This window comes from Pseudomonas sp. S9, assembly GCF_000222125.1.
Taxonomy (GTDB): Bacteria; Pseudomonadota; Gammaproteobacteria; order Pseudomonadales; family Pseudomonadaceae; genus Aquipseudomonas; species Aquipseudomonas segetis.
Window position 1 is genome coordinate 472,241 of sequence record NZ_AFFX01000002.1, and the last position, 26,231, is coordinate 498,471.

The 26,231-nt window shown below is 58.2% G+C and carries 27 protein-coding genes and 1 riboswitch; of the genes, 19 read left to right on the forward strand and 8 right to left on the reverse strand.

The features are described from left to right. Positions 1-21 precede the first annotated feature (21 nt). Positions 22-189 (reverse strand): periplasmic nitrate reductase, NapE protein, encoded by a 168-nt coding sequence (locus PSES9_RS0106085; RefSeq protein ID WP_010485076.1) that lies wholly within the window; start codon positions 187-189, stop codon positions 22-24. Between the two features lie 208 nt (positions 190-397). Between PSES9_RS0106085 and PSES9_RS0106090 the strand changes: the two genes are divergently transcribed. Next, positions 398-1,582, forward strand: coding sequence for an MFS transporter (locus PSES9_RS0106090; protein WP_029529395.1), 1,185 nt, complete (start codon positions 398-400; stop codon positions 1,580-1,582). An 18-nt stretch (positions 1,583-1,600) separates the two neighbouring features. Here the strand turns inward: PSES9_RS0106090 and PSES9_RS0106095 are convergent, their stop codons facing one another. From PSES9_RS0106095 to PSES9_RS0106105, 3 genes are all read right to left on the reverse strand, one after another. After that, positions 1,601-2,599: an AraC family transcriptional regulator gene (locus PSES9_RS0106095; RefSeq protein WP_010485080.1), complete on the reverse strand. Its 999-nt coding sequence runs from the start codon at positions 2,597-2,599 to the stop codon at positions 1,601-1,603. A 118-nt stretch (positions 2,600-2,717) separates the two neighbouring features. Then, on the reverse strand, positions 2,718-3,881 hold the full coding sequence (locus tag PSES9_RS0106100) for a lactonase family protein (RefSeq protein WP_010485081.1): 1,164 nt from the start codon (positions 3,879-3,881) through the stop codon (positions 2,718-2,720). 93 nt (positions 3,882-3,974) lie between these two features. After that, complete coding sequence (locus tag PSES9_RS0106105) at positions 3,975-6,365, reverse strand: glucose/quinate/shikimate family membrane-bound PQQ-dependent dehydrogenase (protein WP_010485083.1); 2,391 nt, start codon at positions 6,363-6,365, stop codon at positions 3,975-3,977. Positions 6,366-6,677: 312 nt separating this feature from the next. Between PSES9_RS0106105 and PSES9_RS0106110 the strand changes: the two genes are divergently transcribed. Next, positions 6,678-7,859 carry a CaiB/BaiF CoA transferase family protein gene (locus tag PSES9_RS0106110; RefSeq protein ID WP_010485085.1) on the forward strand — a complete coding sequence of 394 codons (1,182 nt, stop codon included), beginning with the start codon at positions 6,678-6,680 and terminating at the stop codon, positions 7,857-7,859. Positions 7,860-7,891: 32 nt separating this feature from the next. Here PSES9_RS0106110 and PSES9_RS0106115 read toward each other — a convergent pair whose 3' ends face one another. The 4 genes from PSES9_RS0106115 to PSES9_RS0106130 form a co-directional block, all read right to left on the reverse strand. After that, complete coding sequence (locus PSES9_RS0106115) at positions 7,892-8,626, reverse strand: S1 family peptidase (RefSeq protein ID WP_010485087.1); 735 nt, start codon at positions 8,624-8,626, stop codon at positions 7,892-7,894. 157 nt (positions 8,627-8,783) lie between these two features. Further along, on the reverse strand, positions 8,784-9,284 hold the full coding sequence (locus tag PSES9_RS0106120; protein ID WP_010485089.1) for a SprT family zinc-dependent metalloprotease: 501 nt from the start codon (positions 9,282-9,284) through the stop codon (positions 8,784-8,786). Between the two features lie 113 nt (positions 9,285-9,397). Further along, positions 9,398-9,997 carry a Yip1 family protein gene (locus tag PSES9_RS0106125; protein WP_010485091.1) on the reverse strand — a complete coding sequence of 200 codons (600 nt, stop codon included), beginning with the start codon at positions 9,995-9,997 and terminating at the stop codon, positions 9,398-9,400. Positions 9,998-10,163: 166 nt separating this feature from the next. After that, positions 10,164-10,772 carry a DNA-J related domain-containing protein gene (locus tag PSES9_RS0106130; RefSeq protein WP_010485093.1) on the reverse strand — a complete coding sequence of 203 codons (609 nt, stop codon included), beginning with the start codon at positions 10,770-10,772 and terminating at the stop codon, positions 10,164-10,166. A 404-nt stretch (positions 10,773-11,176) separates the two neighbouring features. On the opposite strand from PSES9_RS0106130, the gene ttcA reads away from it, so the two are divergent. The 17 genes from ttcA (at position 11,177) to PSES9_RS0106215 (ending at position 26,224) form a co-directional block, all read left to right on the forward strand. Then, positions 11,177-12,001 carry a tRNA 2-thiocytidine(32) synthetase TtcA gene (ttcA, locus tag PSES9_RS0106135; RefSeq protein ID WP_010485095.1) on the forward strand — a complete coding sequence of 275 codons (825 nt, stop codon included), beginning with the start codon at positions 11,177-11,179 and terminating at the stop codon, positions 11,999-12,001. Positions 12,002-12,054: 53 nt separating this feature from the next. Continuing rightward, entirely contained in the window at positions 12,055-12,726 is a 672-nt protein-coding gene (locus PSES9_RS0106140; protein WP_010485097.1) for a DNA-3-methyladenine glycosylase I, read from the forward strand. 35 nt (positions 12,727-12,761) lie between these two features. Further along, positions 12,762-13,520 carry an NAD-dependent deacylase gene (locus PSES9_RS0106145; protein WP_010485099.1) on the forward strand — a complete coding sequence of 253 codons (759 nt, stop codon included), beginning with the start codon at positions 12,762-12,764 and terminating at the stop codon, positions 13,518-13,520. 75 nt (positions 13,521-13,595) lie between these two features. Beyond that, complete coding sequence (locus tag PSES9_RS0106150) at positions 13,596-14,201, forward strand: C40 family peptidase (RefSeq protein ID WP_010485101.1); 606 nt, start codon at positions 13,596-13,598, stop codon at positions 14,199-14,201. 138 nt (positions 14,202-14,339) lie between these two features. Beyond that, positions 14,340-14,996: a C40 family peptidase gene (locus PSES9_RS23035; RefSeq protein WP_083840247.1), complete on the forward strand. Its 657-nt coding sequence runs from the start codon at positions 14,340-14,342 to the stop codon at positions 14,994-14,996. 41 nt (positions 14,997-15,037) lie between these two features. Then, positions 15,038-15,556 (forward strand): C40 family peptidase, encoded by a 519-nt coding sequence (locus tag PSES9_RS0106160; RefSeq protein ID WP_010485104.1) that lies wholly within the window; start codon positions 15,038-15,040, stop codon positions 15,554-15,556. A gap of 42 nt (positions 15,557-15,598) precedes the next feature. After that, positions 15,599-16,261 (forward strand): O-methyltransferase, encoded by a 663-nt coding sequence (locus PSES9_RS0106165; RefSeq protein WP_010485106.1) that lies wholly within the window; start codon positions 15,599-15,601, stop codon positions 16,259-16,261. Positions 16,262-16,283: 22 nt separating this feature from the next. Then, the gene (locus tag PSES9_RS0106170) at positions 16,284-16,604 is read left to right on the forward strand and encodes a hypothetical protein (RefSeq protein ID WP_010485108.1); all 321 of its coding nucleotides are present in this window, start codon (positions 16,284-16,286) and stop codon (positions 16,602-16,604) included. Between the two features lie 85 nt (positions 16,605-16,689). Continuing rightward, a riboswitch (cobalamin riboswitch) is annotated at positions 16,690-16,919 on the forward strand. A gap of 129 nt (positions 16,920-17,048) precedes the next feature. After that, positions 17,049-18,899, forward strand: coding sequence for a TonB-dependent vitamin B12 receptor (gene btuB, locus PSES9_RS0106175; protein ID WP_010485110.1), 1,851 nt, complete (start codon positions 17,049-17,051; stop codon positions 18,897-18,899). 55 nt (positions 18,900-18,954) lie between these two features. Beyond that, complete coding sequence (locus PSES9_RS0106180) at positions 18,955-19,527, forward strand: hypothetical protein (RefSeq protein ID WP_029529396.1); 573 nt, start codon at positions 18,955-18,957, stop codon at positions 19,525-19,527. After that, positions 19,524-20,135, forward strand: coding sequence for a cob(I)yrinic acid a,c-diamide adenosyltransferase (cobO, locus tag PSES9_RS0106185; protein ID WP_010485114.1), 612 nt, complete (start codon positions 19,524-19,526; stop codon positions 20,133-20,135). Before PSES9_RS0106180 ends, cobO begins: the two co-directional genes overlap by 4 nt. Further along, entirely contained in the window at positions 20,132-21,424 is a 1,293-nt protein-coding gene (locus tag PSES9_RS0106190; protein ID WP_010485116.1) for a cobyrinate a,c-diamide synthase, read from the forward strand. The genes cobO and PSES9_RS0106190 overlap by 4 nt, the downstream gene beginning before the upstream one ends. After that, complete coding sequence (bluB, locus tag PSES9_RS0106195; RefSeq protein ID WP_010485119.1) at positions 21,421-22,065, forward strand: 5,6-dimethylbenzimidazole synthase; 645 nt, start codon at positions 21,421-21,423, stop codon at positions 22,063-22,065. The genes PSES9_RS0106190 and bluB overlap by 4 nt, the downstream gene beginning before the upstream one ends. Next, the gene (locus PSES9_RS0106200; protein ID WP_010485120.1) at positions 22,065-22,862 is read left to right on the forward strand and encodes a cobalamin-binding protein; all 798 of its coding nucleotides are present in this window, start codon (positions 22,065-22,067) and stop codon (positions 22,860-22,862) included. The genes bluB and PSES9_RS0106200 overlap by 1 nt, the downstream gene beginning before the upstream one ends. Beyond that, a complete protein-coding gene (cbiB, locus tag PSES9_RS0106205; RefSeq protein WP_010485122.1) occupies positions 22,859-23,767 on the forward strand; it encodes an adenosylcobinamide-phosphate synthase CbiB in 909 nt (302 codons plus the stop codon). Before PSES9_RS0106200 ends, cbiB begins: the two co-directional genes overlap by 4 nt. Beyond that, complete coding sequence (gene cobD, locus PSES9_RS0106210) at positions 23,760-24,752, forward strand: threonine-phosphate decarboxylase CobD (RefSeq protein WP_010485124.1); 993 nt, start codon at positions 23,760-23,762, stop codon at positions 24,750-24,752. The genes cbiB and cobD overlap by 8 nt, the downstream gene beginning before the upstream one ends. After that, complete coding sequence (locus PSES9_RS0106215) at positions 24,749-26,224, forward strand: cobyric acid synthase (RefSeq protein WP_010485126.1); 1,476 nt, start codon at positions 24,749-24,751, stop codon at positions 26,222-26,224. The genes cobD and PSES9_RS0106215 overlap by 4 nt, the downstream gene beginning before the upstream one ends. Positions 26,225-26,231 lie beyond the last annotated feature (7 nt).

Sequence of the window (26,231 nt, forward strand, 5' to 3'; positions counted from 1 at the left end):
AACAGACTTGAGAGAGGGTGCTTAGGCAGGTGGCCCGGGCGGACCAAGAAGCATCTGCATAAACCAGATGAAAAAGCCGTAGCCGCCAACAATAGCGACTGCCAGGGCAGGGAAAAGGCAGATGACAAGAAATAGAAAAAGTCGGGTTTCCTTGCCCTTGCTCCCCTGATCATCAGTGGGCTGATGCATACAGGCTCACTCCTCAAGAGGTGTGAGCAAAGTCTAGTCTTGCTTTGAAATTGCGGACTGACCCAGATCAATAACCTGACAAACGGCAAGGTTAAATGTGAGTGAGGAACTTTTATCCTGTTATTGGCCGGTCATGCAGCGGTTGATGTAGATAGCATGCTAACATTTGTCTGCGGCCAGTCAGGGGCCGTTTTTTGTGAGCAGCGAAATGTCCGATACAACTCTTGCGAGCCATCTGCAACAAGGCACCAGCGCCTATAAACGTGCCACCTTTGCGTTATTTTGTGCAGGGTTTTCGACCTTTGCCTTGCTCTATTGCGTGCAACCCTTGCTTCCTTTATTGGCCAGCTATTTCAGTGTTTCTGCAGCGACCAGCAGCTTGGCGTTGTCGCTGACCACGCTGAGTCTTGCCGTTTGTTTGCTGGTCAGTGGCGCACTTGCCGAGAGCTTGGGGCGAAAGCCAGTAATGGCTGTTGCCTTGGGGCTGGCCAGCGTGCTTGGAGTTGCCTGTGCATTTGTCAGCGACTGGGACCATCTATTGGTTTTGCGCGCCTTGCTCGGCTTGGCGCTCAGTGGTCTGCCGGCCTTGGCCATGGCCTATGTTGGTGAGGAGTTCGACCCCAAGGCCTTGCCTGCCGCCATGGGCCTGTATATCGGTGGCACCGCGCTAGGCGGTTTGCTGGGGCGCTTGCTGGCTGGTTTCCTCAGCGATATCGGTGGCTGGAATTTGGCCTTGGCTGGAATTGGCGGCCTGGGCGTATTGGGCCTTGGGCTGTTTATCTGGCTGCTGCCTGCATCGCGCCATTTCCAAGCCCAGTCCTTATCGCTCAAGGGGCTTTTGGGTAACTTCCGCTTGCACCTGGCCAACCCGGAACTGCGTCTGTTGTTCGCCATGGGATTCCTGCTCATGGGTGGCTTTGTCGCCATGTTCAACTATGTGGGTTTCCGTTTGGCGGCGGCACCGTTCAATCTGTCATCAACCGTGATTGGCTTGCTGTTCACCGTTTATCTGGTGGGGATTTTCAGCGCAGGTTGGGCTGGAAGGCTGGTACCGCGCCTGGGTTCGCGCCAGGTCATGCTGGGCGGCATTGTCATCATGCTGGTCGGTGTCGGCCTGTGCGCGACGCCTTGGCTGGTGGCGGTGGTGTTTGGCCTGGGCTTGTTCACCCTCGGTTTTTTTGCCGCCCATGCAGTTGCCAGCGGCCAGGTGGGACAACGCGCAAAAGGGGCCAAGGCCCAGGCTTCGGCACTGTATCTCTGTGCTTACTACCTGGGCTCAAGCCTGGTTGGCTATGTTGGCGGCTATGTCTGGGAACACGCGGGTTGGCTGTCATTGCTGGGTGTGCTGGCGGGCCTGTTCATGGTCGCCGCATGGCATGCTCGACGACTCTAGGCATAGGACTGAGGCTCCCTAGTGTTCTAGCGAGCGGTAGGCGCCAGGTGTCAGGCCGGTCCATTTCTTGAATGCGCGGTGAAAGGCCGAAGGTTCGGAGAACCCCAACTGTTCGGCAATCAGTTGAATCGAAATTTCATTGCGGCCTAGGTGATAGATCGCCAGGTCGCGGCGCAGATTGTCTTTCAGCTCCTGAAAACTCGTGCCTTCTTCACGCAGGTGACGGCGCAAGGTTTGCGCGCTCATATGAAGCTTCTGAGCCACTTTCTCCAGGTCGGGCCATGCGCTGCAGTCTCGTCCGAGCAGGCGCCGGATCTGGCTGTTCAGGCTGTGTCCGCTGTCGGGGCGCGCCAGCAGGTCAGCCGGTGAGTGCTGCAGGAAGTGCTTGAGGGTGCGCTCGTCCTGCAGCAAGGGCATCGCCAGATAGCGTTTGTGAAAGTGCAGGCTGGTGCGTGGCTCATTGAAATGGCGCGGGCAGGGGAACAGCAGTTTGTATTGGGGTTCGTGCTCCGGCTTGGCGTAACTGAAAGTCGCTTGCTCAAGGCGAATATGCTGGCCAATCAGCCAACTGCCCAGGCGATACCAGATGACCAGTAATGACTCGACCAGAAAGTGCTCGGGATCATCCAGCCTTGAGTCGTCTACGGTAAGGCAGGCGAAGTCGCCCTCATGGCTGATCTGAATGCCCGGTGCTTCGGGAAACAAGCTATAAAACAGAGCGCCGCGACTCAGGGCCTTTTCCAGTGTGCGGCAATGAATTATTGCGTGGCACATCATGGCGAAGGTGCCACGTTTACTTGGGTATTTGCCGAAGCCGAGGTATTCGTCGTCGAGCAGTTCCCAAAGTTGCTGGATAAGCCGGGCGAACTGCTCAGGTGCGATACGTGCCTTGGGTTCGTCCAGTAGCGCCGGTTGGATATTGAGTCCGCGCAGCAAGGCCAGGCAGTCGTAGCCATTGCGTTGGGCACCGCTGATAGCGGCGCGGACAAAATGGCTGGCGATGGTTCGTTCGCTCATGAAGCTGATCCCTGATGACGGCTGCCCGATGGTGCCAGCCAGGCCAGGCAGGGACAAGCATGCAGAGGCTCGGATGAACAGGCGATGCGGCGAAATGGCCGTTTCAGCGCATCCTTTGCTATGAATCAGCGCCGATAAACACCAGGTCCGATGGGTTGCCGACCTGCAGGCGCTGGCGAACCTCGCCCAGTTTTCCGCTCAGAGGATCGCGGGCAATCACCAGCACCTCATTGCTGCCCTGGTTGGCAACCAGCAGCTGATTTCCGCTGGGGTCGATGCTGAATTCACGTAGCTCTTTACCCGCTATGGCGTGGCGCTGCACCAACTCCAGCCTTGGGCCGGTGGCAAAGACCAGAATCTGGCTCACCGGACCACGGGTTGCCACATACAGGAATCGTCCATCCGCGGAGTTGTGCAGGGCGCCGGCTGCGTAAGTCTCGCCCTCGGTGTCTGGCGGGTTGAGATCGATAATTTGCTGTTGTCTCAGCGTGCCTTGCCCATAGTCGAACACCGCAAGCTGGTTGCTCAACTCAAGCGTCAGGTAGGCGCGCTTGCCATCATTGCTGAATAGCAAGTGGCGTGGGCCACTGCCGGGCGGCAAGACGGTAGAGCCCTTGGGGCTCAGGGGAGTATTCGAACCGGGCTTGGGGTTGTAGCCATAGGTGAATAGCCGATCGGCCCCCAGGTCGCAGGCAAACAGGTAGCGCTGGTCAGGGCTCATTACCACAGCATGTACGTGCGAGCTCGCCTGGCGCGCTTTGTTCACATGGCTGGGTGGGTGGCTAAAACGCTGGCTTGGAGCATGCAAGGTGCCGTCAGGACTTAGTGGCAATACACTGAGGCTGCCGCCGGGGTCAGGCTGGACCGCGTAGTTGGCGACGAACATAAAGCGTTCGTCGGGGCTCAGGCTGGCATGGGTCGGTTCATCACCGCCGCTATCGACGCGGTTGATCGGGCTGACCCAATGGTTGTCTGGGGCAATCGCAAAGCTGCTGGCCTGGCCTTTGTCGGCAGTTTGCCCCGGGCCATTTTCGTTGACACTCAATAGCCTGGATTGATCCTTTGACAGAAGCAGGAACGATGGATTGTCTGCCTTGATGACTTGTTCGGGTTGGTCACCGATGCGACCTGCTTGGCTGTCGTAGTGATAGCGATAAATGCCTTGGCTGGCACCTTGGGTGTAGCTGCCGATTAACAGATCGTATGGGGTGGGCATGGCGGGGCTCGTGGTGCAGGCGCCTAGGCTGGAAATACTTAGCAGCAGGGCGAGGGGTTTGAACATACAGGCTCCTTGGCTGGCTTTGCAGAGGGTCCTCAAGCCAAAAAAGGGCCTTGCGGCCCTCTTTTGGAGTTGATACAGCCGGTTTGAGCGCTGTTATTTTTTCGGCAAGGCAAAGGCCATTACATAATCGCCTTGCTTGGTGCCGAGCGAGCCGTGACCACCGGCAACCACCAGCACGTACTGGCGGCCATCTTTACCGGTGTAGGTCATCGGCGTGGTCTGGCCGCCTGCAGGTAGGCGACCTTCCCAAAGCTGCTTGCCGTTACGCACATCGTAGGCGCGCAGGTATTGGTCGAGCGTACCGCTGAGGAAGGCAACACCGGCCTCTGTGGTGATGGTTCCACCAAGGCTAGGCACGCCCATCGGCAGCGGCAAGGGAACAGGCGAGCTGTCACGAACCGTACCGTTCTTGTGCTGCCAGATAACCTGGTTATTGGTCAGGTCAACCGCCGCGATATAACCCCAGGGCGGCGATTGGCAAGGCAGGCCCAGTTGCGACAGCAACGGCTGCAGGATCACGCCATAGGGCGCGCCTTTGTTTGGTTGCACGCCTTCGGTTTCGCTCTTGCGTGCCGGGCCGCCTTCTACGGCTTCGCTGGGCACCAATTGCGAGGTGAATGCCATGTAGTTGGGGTTCACTATGGCGATCTGACGCTTAGGATCAACTGAAATGCCACCCCAGTCGAACACGCCAAAGTTACCGGGATAGACAATTGAACCCTGCAGCGAAGGTGGTGTGTAGATGCCTTCATAGCGCAGTGACTTGAACTGGATGCGGCAAAGCATCTGGTCAAATGGCGTGCCGCCCCACATGTCCTTCTCGGTCAGGGTCTTGGGCATGAAGTTGAGTTCCGACATGGGCTGTGTCGGCGAAGTGAAGTCGCCTTCGACCGCCCCTTGCGGAACCGGAGTTTCATTGACCGGAACAATGGGCTTGCCCGTGGCACGGTCCAGCACATAGATGCTGCCCTGTTTGGTCGAGGCCATCAGCGCGGGCTTGATGCCATCGGCTGTTTTGATATCAACCAGGGTCGGCTGGCCGCCACTGTCCATGTCCCACAAGTCGTGGTGGGTCATCTGGAAAGTCCAGCTGACTTTGCCGGTCTTGATGTCCAGCGCCGTGACGCCAGCGCTGTAGGTTTCGGATGCCTCGGACCGGTTGCCGCCCCATTGGTCGGGCATCTGGTTGCCCATTGGCAGGTACAGCAGGCCAAGCTTGTCGTCGATGCTCATCACCGACCACATGTTCGGCGAGTTGCGGGTGTAGGTTTCGCCTTCGGCAATGGGCGCAGTTGCTTCCGGCTTGCCGCTGTCCCAGTTCCACACCAGGTGGCCGTCTTTGACATCGTAGGCGCGAATCACCCCGGAAGGCTCATCGACCGACAGGTTGTCAGTCACATGACCGCCAATGATCACCAGGTCGCCACTGACGCCAGGCGGCGAGGTGGAGTAATAGCCACCTGGGGTGAAGCTGCCCATGTTGGCCGTCAGGTCAACGGTGCCATTGTCACCAAAGTCGCTGCAGACCTTGCCAGTGTCGGCGTTGATCGCCATCAGGCGAGTGTCGGCCGTAGGCAGGAACAGGCGGCGTGGGCAGGCGTTTTTCTCAGGCGCAGTGCTGGCCTGGGTTGCGTTCTTGTCTTCGTGGTAGGCAACTCCGCGACAGGTCATATGCGCCCAGCCCTTGAAGCTATCGGCATTTTGCGTGCTGAGCTTGGGGTCGAAACGCCAGATTTCCTTGCCGCTGTCCGGGTCGAGTGCGATTACCTGGCTGTGCGGCGTACAGACATAAAGCATGCCGTTGACTTTCAGCGGGGTGTTTTCCGCAGTGGTTTCCTGCGGGTCGTTCGGCCCTGGAATATCACCGGTGCGGTAGGACCAGGCCAGCTCCAACTGGCTGGCATTTTCTGGGGTGATCTGGCCCAGCGGTGAGTAGCGATCACCAAAGCTGGTGCGGCCGTATGCCTGCCAGTCGCCCTCAGGCATTTGTGGCGCTGCGCTTTTCACATCAGTGGTTGCACGGCTCAGCTCGCCCTTGATTTCACCGTTATAGCCGGTGAACTGGCTTGCGATTTCCACAGCTCCTGCCAGCACCACCGAGGCGCCAAGCAGCCCATTGGCCAGTGCAACAGGTTGTGGCTGTAACGGGCGGCGTAGCCAGGGCAACCACAGCAGCAAGCCGATGGCGAACCACAAGGACAGGCGTGGGACCAGTTGCCACCAGTCGAGGCCAACTTCCCAGAGCGACCAGCCAGTGCTGGCGAACAGGAATATTGCATAGATAATGATCACTGCCGGATGCAGGCGGAACAGGAAGAAGCCGCTGAGGCCAATGCCTATGCCCGCCAGCACGTAATACCAGGAACCACCCAGCAGGCCGAGGCGAATGCCTCCGATGAGTAATGCCAAGCCCATGATGAGCAATAGCCCAGCCAGCAGTTTGGCGGGTATTCGGCCGCGATTCCGTGCACCAGCAGTGCGCATATACAAGCTCCTGTTTGCGGATTTACAAGGGTTTTAACTGTTTGGCATCAATATAGATTATCGGAATGCCTGAACAGCGATTGGTTCAGTGTCGCAGAGCATTTTGCTATCACGCGTACTGCCAAATCGCTGCTCGTAATGGTTTGTGACAGTTGTCCATAGTACCTGACAGAAACAGTCAATGCAGGCTGAGCTTATGGGTCATTGAGGCGTGTATATACAGGGTCTAGGCTCAATAACCAGACAGTTAAATGATTTGGACTGCCTTGGCATGACTGTGTCGAGCCCAATAATCAGACTCAAGGAGCTGTAATGACCGGTCCGCTCGCTTCGCTCAAGGTGCTGGATTTTTCGACCCTGCTACCGGGGCCATTTGCTTCGCTGCTGCTGGCTGACATGGGGGCGCAGGTGTTGCGCGTGGAGTCGCCGACGCGGACCGACCTGGTGCGTGTGTTGCCGCCTCATGTGGACGGCGTTTCAGCCAGCCATGCCTACCTAAACCGCAACAAACGCAGCATAGCACTGGATTTGAAGCAAGCCGCCGCGGTCGAGGTCGTCAGGCAGCTCGTGCAGGACTACGACATTGTTCTTGAGCAGTTTCGTCCCGGGGTCATGGACAAACTGGGGATCGGCTACCAGGCATTGAAGGCGATAAACCCCAGGCTGATCTACGTCTCCATTACCGGTTACGGGCAAACCGGGCCCTACAAGGATCGCGCCGGGCACGACATCAATTATCTGGCCCTGGCGGGTGTTGCCAGCTATACCGGGCGCAGCGAGTCCGGGCCCTTGCCGCTGGGCGTGCAGCTTGCAGATCTGGCGGGTGGCTCGCTACATGGTGTCATGGGGCTGCTGGCAGCCGTTATCCAGCGCAATGTCACAGGCGAAGGCCAGCATGTGGATATCAGCATGACGGACTGTGCGTTCAGCCTCAATGCCATGGCGGGTGCGGGGTATCTGGCCGCGGGTGTTGAGCCGGAAATGCAAAAGCAGGCGCTCAATGGTGGCAGTTTCTATGATTACTACCGCACGCGAGACGGTCGCTGGATTTCGGTGGGCAGCCTGGAACCGCAATTCATGCAGCAGTTTTGTGCGGCCATTGGCCGTCCTGAACTGGCGGCATCTGGTTTGTCGGCCAAACCCGAAGAGCAGCAGGCGCTCAAGCGCGAGTTGGAAATCGAGTTCGAGAAGCACGATTTTGACGAACTGTGCCAGCGTTTTGCGCAAATCGATGCCTGTGTTGAGCCGATGCTGAGCTTTTCCGAGGCCTGTGAACACCCGCAGGCAAAGGCCCGTGGCTTGATCACTGAAGTGCCGCGCCAGGGCTTGGCTGCGCAAAGACAGCTGGCCTGTCCGATCAAGTTTTCTGCTGGTCTGCCCGCGCCCCGGCATGTGGGAGTTGAGGTTGGCGCCCATACCGCTGAAGTGCTTGCTGAGCTGGGTTACAGCGAGCAGCAGATCACCGAGCTAAAGGCCAGCAAAGCTGCAATATGAGCGGCTGCTTGAGGGATAGCGCAATTTGCGGCTTAGTTTTGGGTCAGTGTCATCAATACATCGGCGTACCAGGTGCAGTTGAGTCCCAGGGCCTCATCCAGTTCAAGGTCTCGGGTTCCGACATCCAGGCGTGCGGAGTGGATGCCCAACAGCACCCAGGGCAACTGACCGAGCCTGTCCTTTTGCTCCGAGGTTGCGCGCATTACTACCGGGGCGCCGCTGATGCCACGGTGGGTGCGGGCATCGCTCAAAAAGTAACCCTCACCCTGGAATCTCAGGCCGAACGATGACGCGATAACCGCCTGCCTGACCACGGGAATGTGATGCAGGGTGTCGTGAAACCCCAGTGGAAAACCAACCACCAGCATCGAGCTGCCGACTTCGACCTGATCCAGTGAGTGCTGGAGATGTTCAGGCGTGTAGGCCTGGTAGAGCATTTGTTCGGGCAGGGCAGCGCAGTCGAGTTCGATGACGGCGACATCAATTTCCCCGGTGGCATCTTCAGCCTGGCGCCAAATGCTTTTGCCATCCAGGTACAGGGGGATCGAGAAACCGATTGATTCTGCAATATTGCCTGGATCGGTGTGCAGTTCGATTTCAATGCGATTGGGGTAATGCTCGGTTGCTGCATCGACCACCACGTGTCGGCTGGTCACCAAAAACAGCCGTTTATCCCGCTCGAAGTAAAAACCTGTAGCGTTGGTCAGGTGACGATCCTGGTCAAAGGTCGACAAACGAGTGGCCGTCAGCAAAATGGGTTCGATCATTAGCCTGTCCTTGCGCGAAGAGAAGGTGAGTATGCACCTTGCGAGCCTGCATGGGGCTTTGACGGGCATTTTGCGCAATAGTGCCGGTCAAGCAACTAACCGGCACCAGGCTGCCACCTTGGTCTTCGAGAGAAACAACTAAGTGGCCTGGCGAGGATTATTCGACGCGTTGCTCACCGGTGAAGCTCAGCGTCACCTTGCAGCGCCGGCAGAAGTAGCGTCGACCTTTGGCAACCAGCGCATGGCGTTGGGCCGAGAAGGGAAACTCACCCTTGGTGTCCGGGCAGGTACAGCGGTAGATATAACGCTGCACCTGGCGCCGCTGGACTGCGTAGTTGTGGCAGCGGTGGGGCGGCAGTTCGTAAACGCCACGCATGATCAGTTGCCACTCTTCGCCATGGGCCTGGATGCTCAAGCCAAACAACTGGTGGGCAATCAGGTGGGCAACTTCGTGGGCGACGGTTTGTTTTAGGAAATCTTGCTGGTTTTCACGGTAGAGCTGCAGGTTGAAACGCAGCTTGTTCTCCGTGAGATGGGCGACTCCAGCCTTTTGCCCGCGCAGCTTGAAGCTGACTTCCGGGCGCGGGAAAGGTCGCTTGAAGAAAGCCTCGGCTTGCAGGTAACAGGCTTCAACGCGGTCGTGGATCTGTTCGGGCATTGGCTTCACAGCAACTAATCAGAGGCCCGATTATGCCCGTGCCAGACTGTTTCAGCAGCTATTAAGCGACGAAACCACCGGCTGGTGGTTTCGTCATTGGTTTGAGCCAGTGATCAACTGGTGTATTCAGGGCCAATTCCCAATCCCCAGAAGATGACCGATGCGGCAATCATCGCCACCAGCACCACCAGGCCAACGGCAAGCACTGAGCTTGAGAACATGAAACCCTCGTCCTCGGGAATGCTCATAAAGGTTGGAATGCCGACATAGAGCAAGTACACCGTGTAGCAAATGGCAACTGTGCCGAGCACCATGCCCAGCCACATGTGCGGATACAGCGCAGCCAAACCTCCTATGAACAGCGGGGTTGCGGTATAAGCGGCGAACACCACGCAGCGGGTGAGTGATGGCGTGGCGTCATAGGTGCGTGCCATCCAGTGGATAAACGCGCCCATGACTGCAACTCCGGCAAGCATGGCGATGTAGGACAGAATGGTGAGATACAGGGCGCTGCTTTCGGTGAGCATCACCGGTTCGCGTTGACCGATGGACCAGCCTACCTGCGTGGTTCCGATATAGGCCGATACTGCGGGAATGGCAGCAAGCACCAGTACATGGGTGAGATACATGTGGCTGATGGATTCTTCCTCGCCACGTATTTCTTGCCATTCTTGGTCGGGATGGGTGAAGAGCCCCCAAACATGGTGGATCATACCAGGCACCTCCTCTTGTTATCCGATCGCCCCCCAGCGAAGTGCCCGAGACGCATGGGCAGCGTTGCCGGGTACAGGCCAATTTAAATGCGACCGTATGTCGCAGTATAGGCAGAGGCTGGGGAAAATGAGGGGTATTGGCTTAGAGCAAATTGCTCTGTACAGCTCACTGGTAATAGCGTGCAAGAATTTCCATGGCTTTGTTGATCGACTGCAAGCGCTCTGTATTGCCGCCCCGGTCCGGGTGATGGATGCTGACCAACTGCCGATAGCGCTGCTTGATCCGGGTCAGGTCGAGGGCTTCAGCGCTGTGCTGAAGCTCGAACAGTTCAAGTGCCGCCAGTTTCTCATCGCCACCTTGCATTCGCGTCCAGAAACTCGCCAATAACTTTTCAACATCTCGTTCCTCGATGCCGCGCAGGTTGTCCATATCCAGGTAGTAGCTACGCAGTGGATCATGTTCGCCCAGGGGCTGCTGGCCTGGCTTCTGGCTTGCTTGAAAGGGGCGCAGTTCGATCAGGATCGCGCTGATGTGCAACTCGGCGCTCTGTTGCTGCCAAAGCTGGTCGCGCAGTCGATAGAGCGCGTTGAACAACAGGAAGTGAGTGCGAAACAAGGCCAGCTTGTCGGTCAGCGGCAAATTGGGAATATGGGTTGAATGCAGGGCCATTAGCTGCTGGATAAGCGCGTACTCGCTCAGCCCTTCGGGTGCGGCCTGCAACAGGCTCAGCACCTGCGCGGGTAAATCGAGTGTTGGATCAAGGGCTTCAGTCATGGGTCAAGCCTACCAACTGTGTCGCCCGCTGGCAGCGAATGATCAGCTCCAGTGGCGGTAACTGTGCCCAAAGTCTCATTTGCTGCCTGCGCAGTTGAATCGCTGTCCCAGGCGATTAGTGGGGTAGGGCAGCGCGCACAATCCAGGCAATCCTGAAAAACTACTGCGCTAGATATTACTGGGTTAAAAACCCTCGCCGCCTTTCGGCTGAATGCACCTGGGGGCGGCTCCGAAAGGGGGGAGCGAAGCGCGTCAAATGCTCAATTACAGAACATAAATTCGAGTGCGCCCCCGGTCGCTTTTTTGTGGTTTTTGCCTTGTCCTATCGTCGCTTGCTACCTTTTTCGGAGGAACCCTAGGTAAACTGTCGGGCTTTAGTATTTCTATGCGGACACCAGCGCACCATGGGCACCCTCTCGGTCAATCAGAACAAATTGCAAAAACGTCTGCGTCGCCAGGCGGGCGAAGCCATTGCCGACTACAACATGATCGAAGATGGCGACAAGGTAATGGTGTGCCTGTCGGGCGGTAAAGACAGCTACACCATGCTCGATGTATTGCTGCACCTGCAGAAGGTTGCGCCGATCAAGTTTGAAATTGTCGCCGTGAACATGGACCAGAAGCAGCCCGGCTTTCCTGAGCATGTGTTGCCAGCCTACCTGGAGTCCCTTGGCGTGGCGTACCACATCGTCGAGAAAGACACCTATTCGGTGGTCAAGGAAAAGATACCTGAAGGCAAAACGACCTGTTCGCTGTGCTCGCGCCTGCGTCGCGGCACCTTGTATACCTTCGCCGATGAAATTGGTGCGACGAAAATGGCGCTGGGTCATCACCGGGACGATATTCTGGAAACCTTCTTCCTCAATATGTTCTACGGCGGCACCCTGAAGGCCATGCCGCCCAAGCTGCGTTCTGACGATGGTCGTAACGTGGTGATTCGTCCGCTGGCCTACTGCAACGAGGCCGATATCGAAGCCTATTCGACCCTCAAGGAGTTCCCCATCATTCCTTGTAACCTGTGCGGCTCGCAGGAAAACCTGCAACGCCAGGTGGTCAAAGACATGCTCCAGGAATGGGAGCGCAAAACCCCGGGACGTACCGAGATCATGTTCCGCGCCCTGCAGAACATCGTGCCCTCGCAACTGGCCGACCGGGAGCTGTTTGACTTCGCAAGCCTGAAGATCGATCAGGATGCGACGCCGCGCTTTGTGGATGTGATGAACCTCTAGGAAGCGCGCAAGCAGCGGCCGGGCAGCGCACACACAATTCACAAAGGTAATGCATGCGCGACTACAAGTGGCTCAATGAATATTGTCTAAACCGTTTTGGCTCTGCCGCCGAGCTTGAGGCGCACTTGCCCCAGCCTGAGTCAGCTGAGTACCTGCGCAGCATCAGCGATGATCGCTATCTGTCGGTGATGAGCTTGCGAGTGTTTCGCGCAGGCTTGCGCCACAGCGTGATAGACGCCAAATGGCCAGCGTTCGAACAGGTTTTCTTTGGGTTCGACCCCGAGAAAGTGGTGCTGATGGGGGCCGAGCGGATTGAAAACCTGATGCAGGACTCGCGCATCATCCGTCACTTGGGCAAGCTCAAGAGCGTGCCGCGCAATGCCCAGTTTATCCTCGATGTGCGCCACGAAAAGGGCAGCTTCGGTGAGTTGATCGCCAGTTGGCCAGTGACGGATATCGTTGGCCTGTGGAAGTATATCGCCAAGCACGGTGCGCAAATGGGTGGCTTGTCGGCACCGCGTTTTTTGCGCATGGTCGGTAAGGACACCTTTGTGCCGACCAACGACATGGTCGCGGCACTGAATGCCCAGGGCATTATCGACAAGGTGCCGACCAGTCTCAGGGACCTGGCAACAGTTCAGGCGGCGTTCAACACCTGGCATGAGCAAAGCGGGCGGCCGCTGTGTCAGTTGTCTACGATGCTGGCCTACACGGTTAATCATTGAGTGCGACCATTTGCCGCGCTGGCAAGGGGTAGAGGATGCTGAGCGAAATCGAACAACTGGCCCAGGCATTCAAATGCGCCGAGCGCGTGTTGATTATCACGGGTGCAGGGCTTTCAGCAGATTCCGGCCTGCCAACCTATCGCGGCGTTGGTGGCTTGTATAACGGCAATACCGACGAAGGCGTGCCCATCGAAGCCGCGCTCAGCGGGCCTATGCTGCAACGGGACCCGGCATTGTGCTGGAAGTACCTGGCCGAGCTGGGCAGGGCCTGCCTTGGTGCGCAGCCCAATGCCGGGCACCAGGTTATCGCCGAGTTGCAAAGACTCAAGCCAGAGTGTTGGCTGCTGACCCAGAATATCGATGGCTTTCATCGCGCCGCAGGCAGCCCCGCAGAGCGGCTGATAGAAATCCATGGCCAGCTTGCACCGCTGTATTGCCAGGCTTGTGGGCTGCAGGACAATCAACTGTCTGCTCGTCTGGAGCAGGCCTTGCCGCCCCTTTGTCGTCAGTGCGAGGGGGTGATGCGCCCGCCGGTGGTGTTGTTTGAAGAGATGCTGCCAGAAAAGGCCATCGCCACGCTGTATCAACAACTGGCCGAGGGTTTCGACCTGGTATTGAGCATCGGCACCAGTGCCAGTTTCGCGTATATTGTCGAACCTGTTCTGCGCGCCCGGGCCGTTGGTGGCTTTACGGCGGAAATAAACCCTTCGCGCACCGACCTGAGCGACAGTGTCGATGTCTATATCGCCGCGAAGGCCTTAGATGTTTTGCCGCAACTGCTAAGTCACATTTAAGACGATAGAATTTGCAAATCGACGCCATAGAAGGCATAGTCTCGCGAATTTATTAAATTCGACACGGCTGTGCCCATGCTAAAACGCTTCGCACCCCTCGTGCCTATTGCACTCACGGTTCTTCTGGCAGCCTGTGCTGGCCAGGCACCACAAACTCAGATCAATCAGCCTGAACCTCTGGCTGAGGCTGCTAATCCGGCGACGGAAGATTTTACCGACTTCACCGATGCGCTTGCTGCACAGAAGTCTTATCAGTTGCCACAGCTGGCCGACAGTATTCTCGAACATGGCCTTTCCCTGGTCGGTACCCGTTATCGCTGGGGCGGTAGCAGCGTCAAGTCAGGCTTCGACTGCAGTGGCTTCATCGGCTATTTGTTCGAAGAAGAAGCAGGCATGCAACTGCCGCGCTCTACCCGCGAGATGATCAATCTCGATGCGCCTATCGTTAAGCGTGATGAGCTGGAACCAGGCGACGTGGTGTTCTTCAGCACCAATGGTCGCGGCCGGGTAAGCCATGCCGGGATTTACCTGGGCGATGATCAATTTATCCACTCTGCCAGCCGGCGCAGTGGCGGGGTTCGGGTAGACAGCCTGCAAAGCCCCTACTGGAAGCGAACCTATATGGAAGCCAAGCGCGTACTGGCGATGGCTTCAACCGGGCAGGGTGTTACTGTCCGATAAGTTGTATGTGCAAAGGCGCTTCGGCGCCTTTTTCAATTTTGTTGGTGCTGGTTTTACCCGGGCTCATGGCTCGGGTCGGTCGTACTGTTTTTTCACTTTTTTGGCATCCGCAACCGCTGTTGCTGTTTGGGTTTCGTAATGCGCAGATCTCTACTCGGTATTTTGTTTTGTTGTTCTTTTGGGGTTCTGGCCAGTTTTTCAGCGCAGGCCACAGAGAAACACCTCGGCGCGCCAAAGGCTTCCCTGCCTAAAGCCGCTGCAGTCGTTAGCCGTGCGCAAGAGTTGATCGGCGTGCCTTATCGCTGGGGTGGCACCAATGTTCGCCGTGGTTTTGATTGCAGTGGCTTGATTGTCTACCTCTTTGGTAGCCAGGCGAATATCCACCTGCCGCGCACCACCGCGCAGATGATCAAGATGAAGGCGCCCAAGGTTGCCAAGAATGACCTGCGTGCAGGCGATGTTGTGTTCTTCAACCACAATGGGCGCGGGCGTGTCAGCCATATGGGGCTGTACATCGGCGAGGGACGCTTCATTCACGCGCCACGCACCGGCAAGACCATCCGTATCAGCAAGCTTGGCAGTGGCTATTGGTCGCGTCACTACATCGGGGCCAAACGCTTCCTCAACGGTGATGGCTCGCGGGACCAGCCAATGCTGGCTGTGCGCAAGAGTTCGCGGGACCAACCGACGCTCAGCCACAAGGCCGGTTTCACGCGCACGGTTCTCTCGGCACGCAAGCCATCGCGTGAGCAGCCGTTGCTCGCTTCACGCTCACACTTGCGTCATAAGCGATAGCGCGGCAGAGTAGGCGCACTAGGGAATAAGGTGCGCCTCGCATGACTCGACCGATCCGCATTGCATTGCTATCTCTTGCAGCGCTGCTCAGCGCCTGCTCCAGTCATCCTCCGACGCCGCAACCTGTCCCCCGAATAACCAATCCCGCCGCCAATGGTAATGCCGACGATGTGCTGATCCGAGCGATTGGCCTGGTTGGCACGCCATACCGTTACGGCGGCAACACTCCAGCTGGCGGATTCGATTGCAGTGGCCTGATTGGTTTCGTCTATCGTGATGCCGCAGGTATCAGCCTGCCACGCACCACCAGTCAACTGAGTCGGATGCGCGGGCAAAGCGTTAGCCGCAATAACCTGCAAAGTGGTGACCTGGTGTTCTTCGCCACCAGTGGTGGCAGCAAGGTCAGCCATGCGGGCATTTATGTCGGTGAGGGGCGGTTTGTACATGCCCCCTCCAGCGGTGGCACTGTGCGCCTTGACAGTTTGGCTAACAGCTATTGGCAGGGCGTCTACCTGGATGCCAAGCGGGTGTTTGGTCCCGAGCTTGCCCATAACCTGTAGGATCCGGGGCGTGACAACGATTTATTGCGAGCCACAAAGATCATGACCAATCGGACGCTCAACCTCGACGAACCCCTGTATCAGTACCTGCTCGATGTATCGCTGCGCGAATCGGAGTTGCTCAGGCAGTTGCGTGACGAGACCGCCGGGCTGGCCAATGCGCGTTGGCAAATAGCGCCCGAACAAGGCCAGTTCATGGCGTTGCTGGTCCAGTTGCTTGCACCCAGGCGCATCATCGAGGTTGGCACCTTCACGGGCTATAGCGCGATCTGCATGGCCCAGGCAATGCCCACGGGCGGGCAGCTCATTTGCTGCGACTTGCCAGCAGACTACAACGCCATTGCCGAGCGCTATTGGCAGCAAGCTGGGGTCAGTGAATGTATTGAGCAACGCTTGGCGCCAGCCTTGCAAACCCTGGCCGATCTAGAGGCTGAAGGACTCGCCGAGGCGGTCGATATGATTTTTATCGATGCCGATAAAGCCAATTATCCAGCGTATTTCGAGCAGGGGCTGCGCTTGCTCAAGCCGGGTGGCCTGCTGCTTTTCGACAATACCCTGTGGAGTGGGCGAGTGCTTGAGGTCGAGCCGCAAAGCGCGGATACCCGTGCAATTCAGGCACTAAACCAGCAACTTAAAAGTGACAGGCGAATTGATTTGTCGATGCTGCCGCTGGGCGACGGATTGACGCTCTGTCGCAAGCGTTAAACACTGTTGAGATAGTGCCGCCATGCCTGAACCGCTCCGCTTGCCCGCGCAGCCTCCTGCTTGTGAACTGTGCGCGCGCGATGCGCCCTTGACTCGCCATCATTTGATTCCCAGGTCTGTGCATAACAAAACCTATGTGCAAAAGCGCTACGCCAAGAGCGAGCGCATCACTGCAACCTTGTGGTTGTGTCGTGCCTGCCATAACCAGGTGCATCGCTTATTCACCGAGAAGGAGCTGGCGTTGACCTACAACAATAAGGAACGCCTGCTCAGTGACGAGCGCCTGAGCACCTTTGTGAGCTGGCTGTCTGCCAAGCCTGCGGGTTTTCACCCCCGTCACTGACCAGGCCTGGATGGTTTTCTGCTGAATCGGGCAATCGCAGGTTGCATGCGTATTGTTGTTTGACCTTCTGCTCGCAAGTCACTACTCTGCGCGACTTGCTTCAGGTGCCCTGTATTTACAGGGTGAAACAGGGAAGTCGGTGCGTTTCGCGTGTCCACGCCAAACAATTCCGACGCTGCCCCCGCAACGGTAAACGAGTCAAATCAAACGCTTTTTCAACCACTGTGCATTTGCATGGGAAGGTGCGTTTGTAGCTGTGCTGGCAACAGTGCTCTGCTCGTAAGCCCGGAGACCGGCCTGTCGCATGTTCACGGCACTGCGGAGGGCACTGTCGGGCGTAGCGTTTCCTGTACGTAGTTGCGTACCTGTGGCTATTGCGCCTGCTGTTCTCCGTATGCCTTCCCCAGCCAATGTCGCACGGGTGAGAGCGGCGGAGCATACACAATGAAGAGCAAGTCCTTTTTGACGTCGGCAGCAGTGGTGCTGTGCGGCGTTTCCAGCGGTTCCCAGGTTTTCGCAGCAGAGCCGAACCAGCTGGAAGATAGCGTGGTGACTGCCACGCGTACGGCACAAACGGCCGAACAGAGCCTGTCTGCCATCACTGTATTCGACCGCGCGGATATCGAGCAAAGCCAGGTCAATTCCGTTCCTGAATTATTACGCAAGGTCCCGGGTGTTTCACTGGCCAACAACGGCGGTCCGGGCAAGTCGACCTCACTGTTTATGCGTGGCACCGAGTCTGACCATGTGTTGGTGATGATCGACGGAGTCAAGATCGGTTCCGTCAGTTCGGGTGGTGCAGCCCTGCAGGATCTGCCGCTTGAACTGATCGAGCGGATCGAGGTAGTGCGCGGCCCTCGTTCGAGTCTCTATGGCTCGGAAGCAATCGGCGGCGTTATCCAGATCTTTACCCGCAAAGGCCGCAGCGGTGGTGCCAAGCCGTTTTTTTCAGCAGGTTATGGAACCCACGACAGCTACACCGGCAGCGCAGGTGTTTCCGGTGGCGATGACAAGGCCTGGTACAGCCTTGGGGTCAGCAGTTCCGACACCGACGGCATCAACGTCAAGTCGGCAAATGTCAGTGGTTATGAAAGCGACGATGATGGCTATCGCAACCTGTCGGGCAGCCTGAGTGCCGGTTACCGTTTCGACAACGGTCTCGAGCTGGACGGCAATGTACTTAAAGCCAAGTCGCACAATGATTACGACAGCGTCAACCGCAGTCGCACTTCAGGCTTCAACGCCAATGCCGATGGCGAGTCCAATGTCTATGGCGGCCGTGCCCGTTTCTCTCCGTTCGATATCTGGCAGGTCACCTTGCAGGTCGGGCGCAGTGAGGACAAGTCCGATGCCTACACAGATGGCAGCTTCAACTCGCGTTTCGACAGTCGCCGCGATACCGCCAGCTGGCAGAACGATCTGAGTATTGCCGAGGGACAGACCCTGACCCTGGGCACTGACTACCAACGCGATGAAATCAGTGGCAGCACCGATTACGACAGCGATTCACGCAACAACAACGGCTACTTCATCCAGTACCTGGGCGATGTGGGCCGTCATGACTGGCAACTGGCGTTGCGCCGTGATGATAACGAGCAGTTTGGTGACCACCAGACAGGCAATATCGCTTATGGCTTTGCCCTGACCGACTGGTTGCGCAGCACCGTCAGTTACGGCACTGCGTTCAAGGCGCCGACCTTCAATGAGCTGTATTTCCCCGACTACGGCAACCCAAACCTGGATGCCGAAACCTCGCAGAGCCTGGAAATTGGCCTGACCGGTCAGCACGCCTGGGGGCATTGGTCGATTAATGCGTTCCGCAATGAAATTGACGACCTGATTGCCTACGACTCCTCGATCCAGGGGCCTTCGAACGTCGATAAAGCCCGTATCAACGGTGTTGAACTGGTGGTCGCCAGTCAGTTGCTGGGGTTCGACTGGAACGCCAACTACACACTGATGGACCCGGAAAACCAGTCGAGCGGAGCCAATGATGGCAATGAACTGGCGCGGCGTGCCAAGCAATTGTTCAACCTGGATGTTGACCGCCGGATCGGCAGGTTCAGCATCGGCGGCACTGTGCACGCTGAGGGGCAACGCTACGACGACTTGGCCAACACCAAGGAATTGTCGGGGTTCGCCACGGTTGACCTGCGTGGTGAGTATCGCCTGACCGAGGAATGGCGCCTGCAAAGCCGGGTAGCGAACTTGCTCGGTGCCGATTATGAAACTGCCGAAGGCTATAACCAGCCAGGCCAGGCCGTGTATTTCAGCGTGCGCTACCAAGCGCTGTAGCGGATAGAAACTGCCCGGAGCGTCCCAGGGCGTTGCGGGCTGCCAACAGGAGAAAATGATGAACCTTTCACCACGTCACCAATTGCTGGTCGGCCTTGCGCTTGCGGCCTTGATGGCCATGACCCGGGGCCAGCATTTCGCCACGGTCAACCTGCCTAGCGCATCCTGGGCTGTATTCTTCCTGGCGGGTGTCTTGCTCAAGCCGCGCTGGGTTTTTCCCGTGCTGTTTCTTGAGGCGTCGCTGCTGGATATGGCCGCTGTGCAATGGGCAGGCGTGAGTGACTGGTGCATGTCGCCTGCCTACTGGATGCTGGTTCCAGCCTATGGCTCGCTGTGGCTGGGTGGGCGTTTGTTTGCTGGCATGCACCGCCAGCAGTTGAGCAATCTGCTGTTGCTGGCAGCTGTTGTTTCGGTGAGCGCCTTTGTCTGCTACCTGTTTTCAGGGGGCGGTTTCTTGTTTTTCTCGGGTCGTTACCCGGACCCAAGCCTGGCCCAGTTGGGCGAGCGGATCGGGGTGTATTACCCGCGCAACCTGACCAGCATGGCCTTGTATGTGGGAGCGGCCTGCATCCTGTTCATTAGCTTGCAGGCAGCGTTCGCCGGACGTAAATCCGAGGTGCAGTCATGAGTGAGTCAAGTGAACGCGATGCACGCCATAAAGCGCGAATGGAGCGCAAGAAAGCCCTGATCGACGAAAAAATTGCTCAGGCCCAGGATGAATATGGCTTGTTGTTTGTGCATACCGGCAACGGCAAGGGTAAAAGCAGTTCTGCGTTCGGCATGGTAGCTCGCGCCCTGGGGCATGGCTATAAAGTGGGTGTAGTGCAGTTCATCAAAGGTGCGGCGAGCACCGGCGAAGAGGCTTTCTTTCGCCGTTTTCCGGACGAAGTCAGTTACCACGTCATGGGCGAAGGCTTCACCTGGGAAACCCAGGATCGTCAGCGCGACATCGAAAAAGCCCGTGAGGCCTGGGCGGTTGCCGCACAGTTGCTGCGCGATCCAGAGGTCATGCTGGTGGTGCTCGATGAACTCAATATTGCGCTCAAGTATGGTTATCTCGAGCTTGAAACCGTACTGGCGGATATCGAAGCCCGGCCGTTGTTGCAACACGTGGTAGTGACCGGGCGGGGCGCTTTGCCGGGAATGATTGAAGCGGCGGACACCGTGACCGACATGACCCTGGTCAAGCATGCATTCAAGGCGGGGGTGAAGGCGCAGAAAGGGGTTGAGTTTTGACCGCGCGCCAATGCCCGGCGCTGTTGATCGCCGCGCCTGCTTCCGGGCAAGGCAAGACCACGGTTACCGCTGCGCTGGCACGTTTGTACTCACGTCAAGGCAAGCGGGTTCAGGTGTTCAAGTGTGGCCCGGACTTTCTTGATCCGATGATCCTGGCGCGCGCTTCCGGCCTGCCGGTGTATCAACTGGATTTATGGATGGTTGGCGAGCCTGAAAGCCGGCGTTTGTTGTGGCAAGCGGCGGGCGATGCCGATTTGATCTTGATCGAAGGCGTCATGGGCCTGTTCGATGGCTCACCCTCGGCTGCTGATCTTGCCCGGCACTTTGCGGTGCCGGTCATGGCGGTTATCGATGCCTCGGCCATGGCGCAGACTTTTGCCGCATTGGCCCATGGGCTGGCCAGTTTCCAGCCTGGGTTGCCCTTTTCCGGGGTTTTGGCCAATCGTGTTGGCAGCGAGCGTCACGGGCAGATCCTGGCCGACGCATTGCCCGAGTCCATTCGCTGGTATGGCGCCTTGCCGCGCAGTGCCGAGATGGAGTTGCCCAGCCGCCACCTGGGCCTGGTGCAGGCTGACGAACTGGCTGATCTGGATGCCAGGCTGGATGCCGCCGCCGATGCGCTGGCCGCCAGTGCGCAAGTTGAATTGCCGCCGCCGGTTGCGTTTCCAGCGCCTCAAGTGCATTCCATTGAGCCGCTGTTGGCTGGCGTGCGGATTGGTGTTGCGCGGGACGCCGCTTTTGCCTTTTTGTATCAGGCCAACCTGGATGTATTGCGTCAACTCGGCGCCACCCTGTGCTTCTTTTCTCCCCTCGACGACATTGCGCTGCCTCGGGTAGACAGCCTGTATTTACCGGGCGGTTATCCTGAGTTGCACTTGCAGCAACTGGCTGCGAACCAGGGCATGGCCACGGCTATCAGGCAGCATCATGGCGCAGGCAAGCCGATTTTGGCCGAGTGCGGCGGCATGCTCTATTTACTTGAGTCCTTGACCGACAAGCAAGGTGAGACCGGCATCATGCTGGGGTTGCTCAAGGGGCGGGCGACGCTGCAGCCGCGCTTGACTGCATTGGCCTTGCAAGAAGTCGAGTTGCCAGAGGGCGTGCTGCGTGGGCACAGTTATCATCACTCCTCCCTGGAAGGCGATTTGCCGGAGATCGCACGTGGCGAGTGCCCCAATTACCGGCGCACGCTCGAAGCGGTTTACCGTCAGGCTCGCCTGACAGCCTCCTATATTCATTTCTATTTTGCTTCCAACCCCCATGCGGTTGCCGAGTTGTTGCGACCATGAGTGATCAGGCCTACAGCGCCGCTGACCGCACGGCGATCTATCGGGTGATTGCCGAACGACGTGATATGCGCCATTTCAGTGGCGGCCAGGTCGCTCCGGAGTTGCTGGCCAGGTTGCTTGAGGCCGCGCATCAGGCGCCGAGCGTTGGGCTGATGCAACCCTGGCGATTCATCCGCATCACCCAGGCGCAAACCCGCGAGGCGATTGCCGGGTTGGTTGAACAAGAGCGTGTGCGTACGGCTGAAGCGCTCAACGAGCGTTCCGATGAGTTTATGCAGCTCAAGGTCGAGGGTATTCGCGAATGTGCCGAGCTGTTGGTGGTAGGCCTGATGGACCGCCGTGAAGCGCATGTTTTCGGGCGACGCACATTGCCAGAGATGGATTTGGCCTCTGTGGCCTGTGCGATTCAGAATATGTGGCTGGCCGCACGTTCCGAAGGGTTGGGGATGGGCTGGGTGTCACTTTTTGATCCTCAAGCCCTAGGCACACTACTGGGCATGCCAGTTGGCAGTAAGCCACTCGCCGTCTTGTGTCTCGGGCCTGTGAATGAGTTCTACCCGCAACCGATGTTGCAGGCGCAAGGTTGGGCACAGCCGCGTGAGTTGGAAAACCTGTTGTTTGAAGACCGATGGGGAGCGTGATGCTGGGGCCACAACGTATAGTCTGCTTGTCAACCGAAACCTGTGAAACCCTTTACCTGCTAGGCGAACAGTCGCGCATCGCTGGAATTTCAGGCTTTACCATGCGTCCACCCCAGGCCCGCAAGGAAAAACCCAAGGTCAGTGGTTTCACCAGCGCCCGGCTGGAGATGATTCTCGCCCTGCAACCAGACCTGGTGCTTGGCTACAGTGATCTGCAGGCCGATATCGCGGCTGACCTGGCCCGTGCCGGACTGGAAGTCCACCTGTTCAATCAGCGTGATATCAATGGCTGTCTGCGCATGATCGAAACCCTGGGTGCGCTGGTGCATGCCAATGATCGTGCCAGCCAGTTGATCAACGAGTTAATGGCCGGGCTGCAGCAGATCAGGCAAGTTGCCGAGCAACTGGCTTTCCGCCCTAAAGTCTACTTTGAGGAGTGGAACGAGCCGCTGATAAGCGGGATTGGTTGGGTCAGTGAATTGATCACGCTGGCGGGCGGGGACGACTGCTTTGCCGAGCTGGGCCATCTCAAGGCGGCCAAGCAGCGGATTATCGCCGATCCGGCCGAGGTCATTCGTCGTGCGCCCGACCTGATAATAGGTTCATGGTGCGGCAAGCCTTTCCGACCTGAACAGGTGGCTGCGCGTCCGGGTTGGGAAAATATTCCGGCCGTGCGCAATCAACAGCTGCATGAGATCAAATCGGCAGATATCCTCCAGCCCGGTCCTGCTGCACTCACAGATGGCGTGCAGCAGCTACAGGCATTGATAAGAGGTTGCGTAGAAGCGCGCGGATGAGTTTGTTTTTGAGCACTGTTGCAGCGGTGGCAGCCGATGCGATCTTTGGTGAGTCCAAGGGTTGGCATCCCTTGGTGGCTTTTGGCCAGTGGGCCGAGCGAATTGAACAGCGGTTTAATCCGTCGGGCGCTGGCTGGCGCAGTCATGGTGTCAGTGCCTGGTGCCTTGCGGTCTTGCCATTGACCCTTTTGACCTGGTTGCTTAGCCAGGTGTCAGCCTTTGGTTGGTTTGTCGAAATAGTCGCGCTGTACATTGCCCTGGGATTGCGCAGTCTTGGTGAGCACGCACGACCCATAGTGCAGGCCTTGCGCCTGGGTGATCTGAGCCTGGCGCGTGAGCGGGTGGGGCACTTGGTCAGCCGCAACACGGAGCAGCTTGATGCCAGCGGGGTGGCGCGGGCAGGTACCGAGTCGGTTTTGGAAAACGGCAGCGATGCCGTGTTTGCCGCCTTGTTCTGGTTCATTATCGCCGGTGCGCCCGGGGTGGTGCTCTATCGCCTGAGCAACACCCTGGATGCGATGTGGGGCTATCGCAATCAGCGCTTTGAGCGCTTTGGCTGGGCGGCGGCGAAGATCGACGATGTACTTAACTACATTCCCGCACGTCTGGTTGCCCTGACGTATTCATTGCTTGGCAATACCCGGCAGGGCTTGCGTTGCTGGCGCCAGCAGGCGCCGCTATGGGACAGTCCAAATGCGGGGCCGGTCATGGCGGCTGGAGCAGGCGCCTTGAATGTGCAATTGGGTGGCGCGGCGCAGTACCACGGCCAGATGCACCAGCGGCCCGACCTTGGGGCTGGGCCGCAGGCTCGCGCCGCTGATATCGAACGGGCGCTCAACCTGGTTTGGGGTGGTGTAGTGCTTTGGTTGTTGTTGCTGGGTGCCTGGGAATTGTTCAGTGCTTGAGCACGGCGGACGCTTGCGCCTGGCCGCGTTGCAATACGGCATCGCGCTACCGGACTGGCTGGATTTGTCTACCGGTATTGCTCCCTATGGCTGGGCGCTGCCTGATATTCCTGCGTCCGCCTGGCAGCGATTGCCAGAGCCCGAGGATGGTCTGGAAGCGGCGGCACGCGATTATTATGGCTGCAGTTCGCTTTTAGCTGTGGCCGGTTCGCAAGCTGCAATCCAGGCGCTACCCCGGCTACGTCGTAGGTCGGTGGTCGGCATGCTGGCGCTGGCCTATGCCGAACATGCTGCTGCATGGCGCCGTCATGGACACAAGTTGCTCAGCTTCAGCGAAGCCAGTATCAATCGCGCCATTGATCGCCTGGATGTGCTGGTGCTGGTCAATCCGAATAACCCGACCGGACGCCTTATCGAACCCGAGCAATTGCTGGCATGGCATGCGCGTCTTGCCGAGCGCGGCGGCTGGCTGGTGGTCGACGAGGCGTTTATCGACTGTACCCCGGAGCAAAGCCTGGCCCGTTTCAGCCATCTGCGGGGGCTGATTGTGCTGCGATCCTTTGGCAAGTTCTTCGCCATGGCGGGTGCGCGTCTTGGCTTTGTCCTGGCGCAGCAACCCTTGCTTGAGGGGCTTACCGAGATGCTCGGGCCCTGGCCGATCAGTGGACCGACCCGGGTGATGGCAACGGCCTTGCTCAGGGATTTTGAAGGCCAGTCTGCGCAGCGCCAACGCTTGCTTACCGATTCTCAGCGCCTTGGTGAACTGCTGGCAAATCAAGGGTTGCCAGCCCTGGGCGGGTGCTCGTTATTCCAGTGGGTTGCCACTGAGCGAGCCTCGCTACTGCATGGGTGTTTGGCCAATCAAGGTATTTTGCTGCGCTACTTCCAGCAGCCTGAAAGTCTGCGTTTTGGCCTGCCTGCCGATGAGTCGGGCTGGCAGCGTCTGGCGATAGCGCTTGAGAGATTCAATGAGAGTTTGGGATGAATGACAATCAGCAGCCGGGCGCCACGTTAATGGTGCAGGGCACGACTTCCGATGCGGGGAAAAGTACCCTGGTGACAGCACTGTGCCGCTGGTTGCGGCGCCAGGATGTCAGAGTAGTGCCATTCAAGCCGCAAAACATGGCGCTTAATAGCGCGGTGACAGCAGATGGTGGCGAGATCGGTCGTGCCCAGGCCGTGCAAGCGCAAGCGGCAGGCTTGGCCCCGCATACCGATATGAACCCGATATTGCTCAAGCCGAGCAGCGATACCGGTGCCCAGGTGATTATCCATGGTCGGGCGATCAGCAACATGGATGCGCTGGCCTATCACGATTACAAGAAGGTCGCGATGAACGCTGTGCTGGAGTCGCACCAGCGTTTGCGCGCAGCCTATCCAGTGGTCATGGTCGAAGGCGCCGGCTCACCTGCGGAAATCAATTTGCGTGCGGGTGATATCGCCAACATGGGCTTTGCCGAAGCGGTCGATTGCCCGGTCATCCTGATTGCCGATATCGACAAGGGCGGAGTCTTTGCCCACCTGGTCGGTACCTTGGCGCTGCTGTCGGAAAGCGAGCAGGCGCGGATCAAAGGCTTTGTGATCAACCGTTTTCGCGGTGACATCGCCTTGCTGCAACCTGGGCTCGACTGGCTCGAAGCGCGTACCGGCAAGCCGGTTTTGGGGGTGTTGCCCTATTTGATGGATTTTCACCTCGAAGCCGAAGATGCAATTGATACGCGACAAATCAGCAAGGCCGAGCAGGTCTTGCGGGTGATAGTCCCGGTCTTGCCGCGCATCAGCAATCACACCGACTTTGATCCGCTGCGCCTGCATCCACAGGTCGAGCTGACCTTTGTCGGGCCGGGCCAGCCCATACCCGCTGCCGACTTGATTATCCTGCCAGGCTCGAAAGCCGTGCGTGCGGACCTCGCATTCTTGCGCGAGCAGGGTTGGGACCTGGCTATAACCAAACACCTGCGTTACGGCGGCAAAGTGCTGGGCATCTGCGGCGGCTTGCAGATGCTCGGCCAGCAGATTGATGATCCCCACGGGCTTGAAGGTGCGCCTGGCAGCAGCGCGGGCCTGGGTTTGCTGGGCATCGACACAGTGCTTGAATCGCACAAGCAATTACGCAATGTCTCTGGGCGGCTGCGGGCGAGCGGCGAGGCCATCAGTGGTTATGAGATCCATGCGGGTGTCAGCCTGATCGCCCCTGAGCTGGCACCGGCGATCGAACTGGATGATGGCCGCAGCGACGGAGCCATCAGCGCCGATGGACAGATTCTGGCGACCTACCTGCATGGCTTGTTCGAGTCGCCATCGGCCTGTTCGGCACTGCTGCGCTGGGCGGGCTTGTCTGAGGTCGAAGAGGTTGATTACCAGGCCTTGCGCGAGCGCGACATCGAGCGGCTGGCCGATATGGTCGAGGCGCACCTTGATTGCGCCGTGCTTAAAAACCTGTGCGGCTTAAGCTGATGTTCAT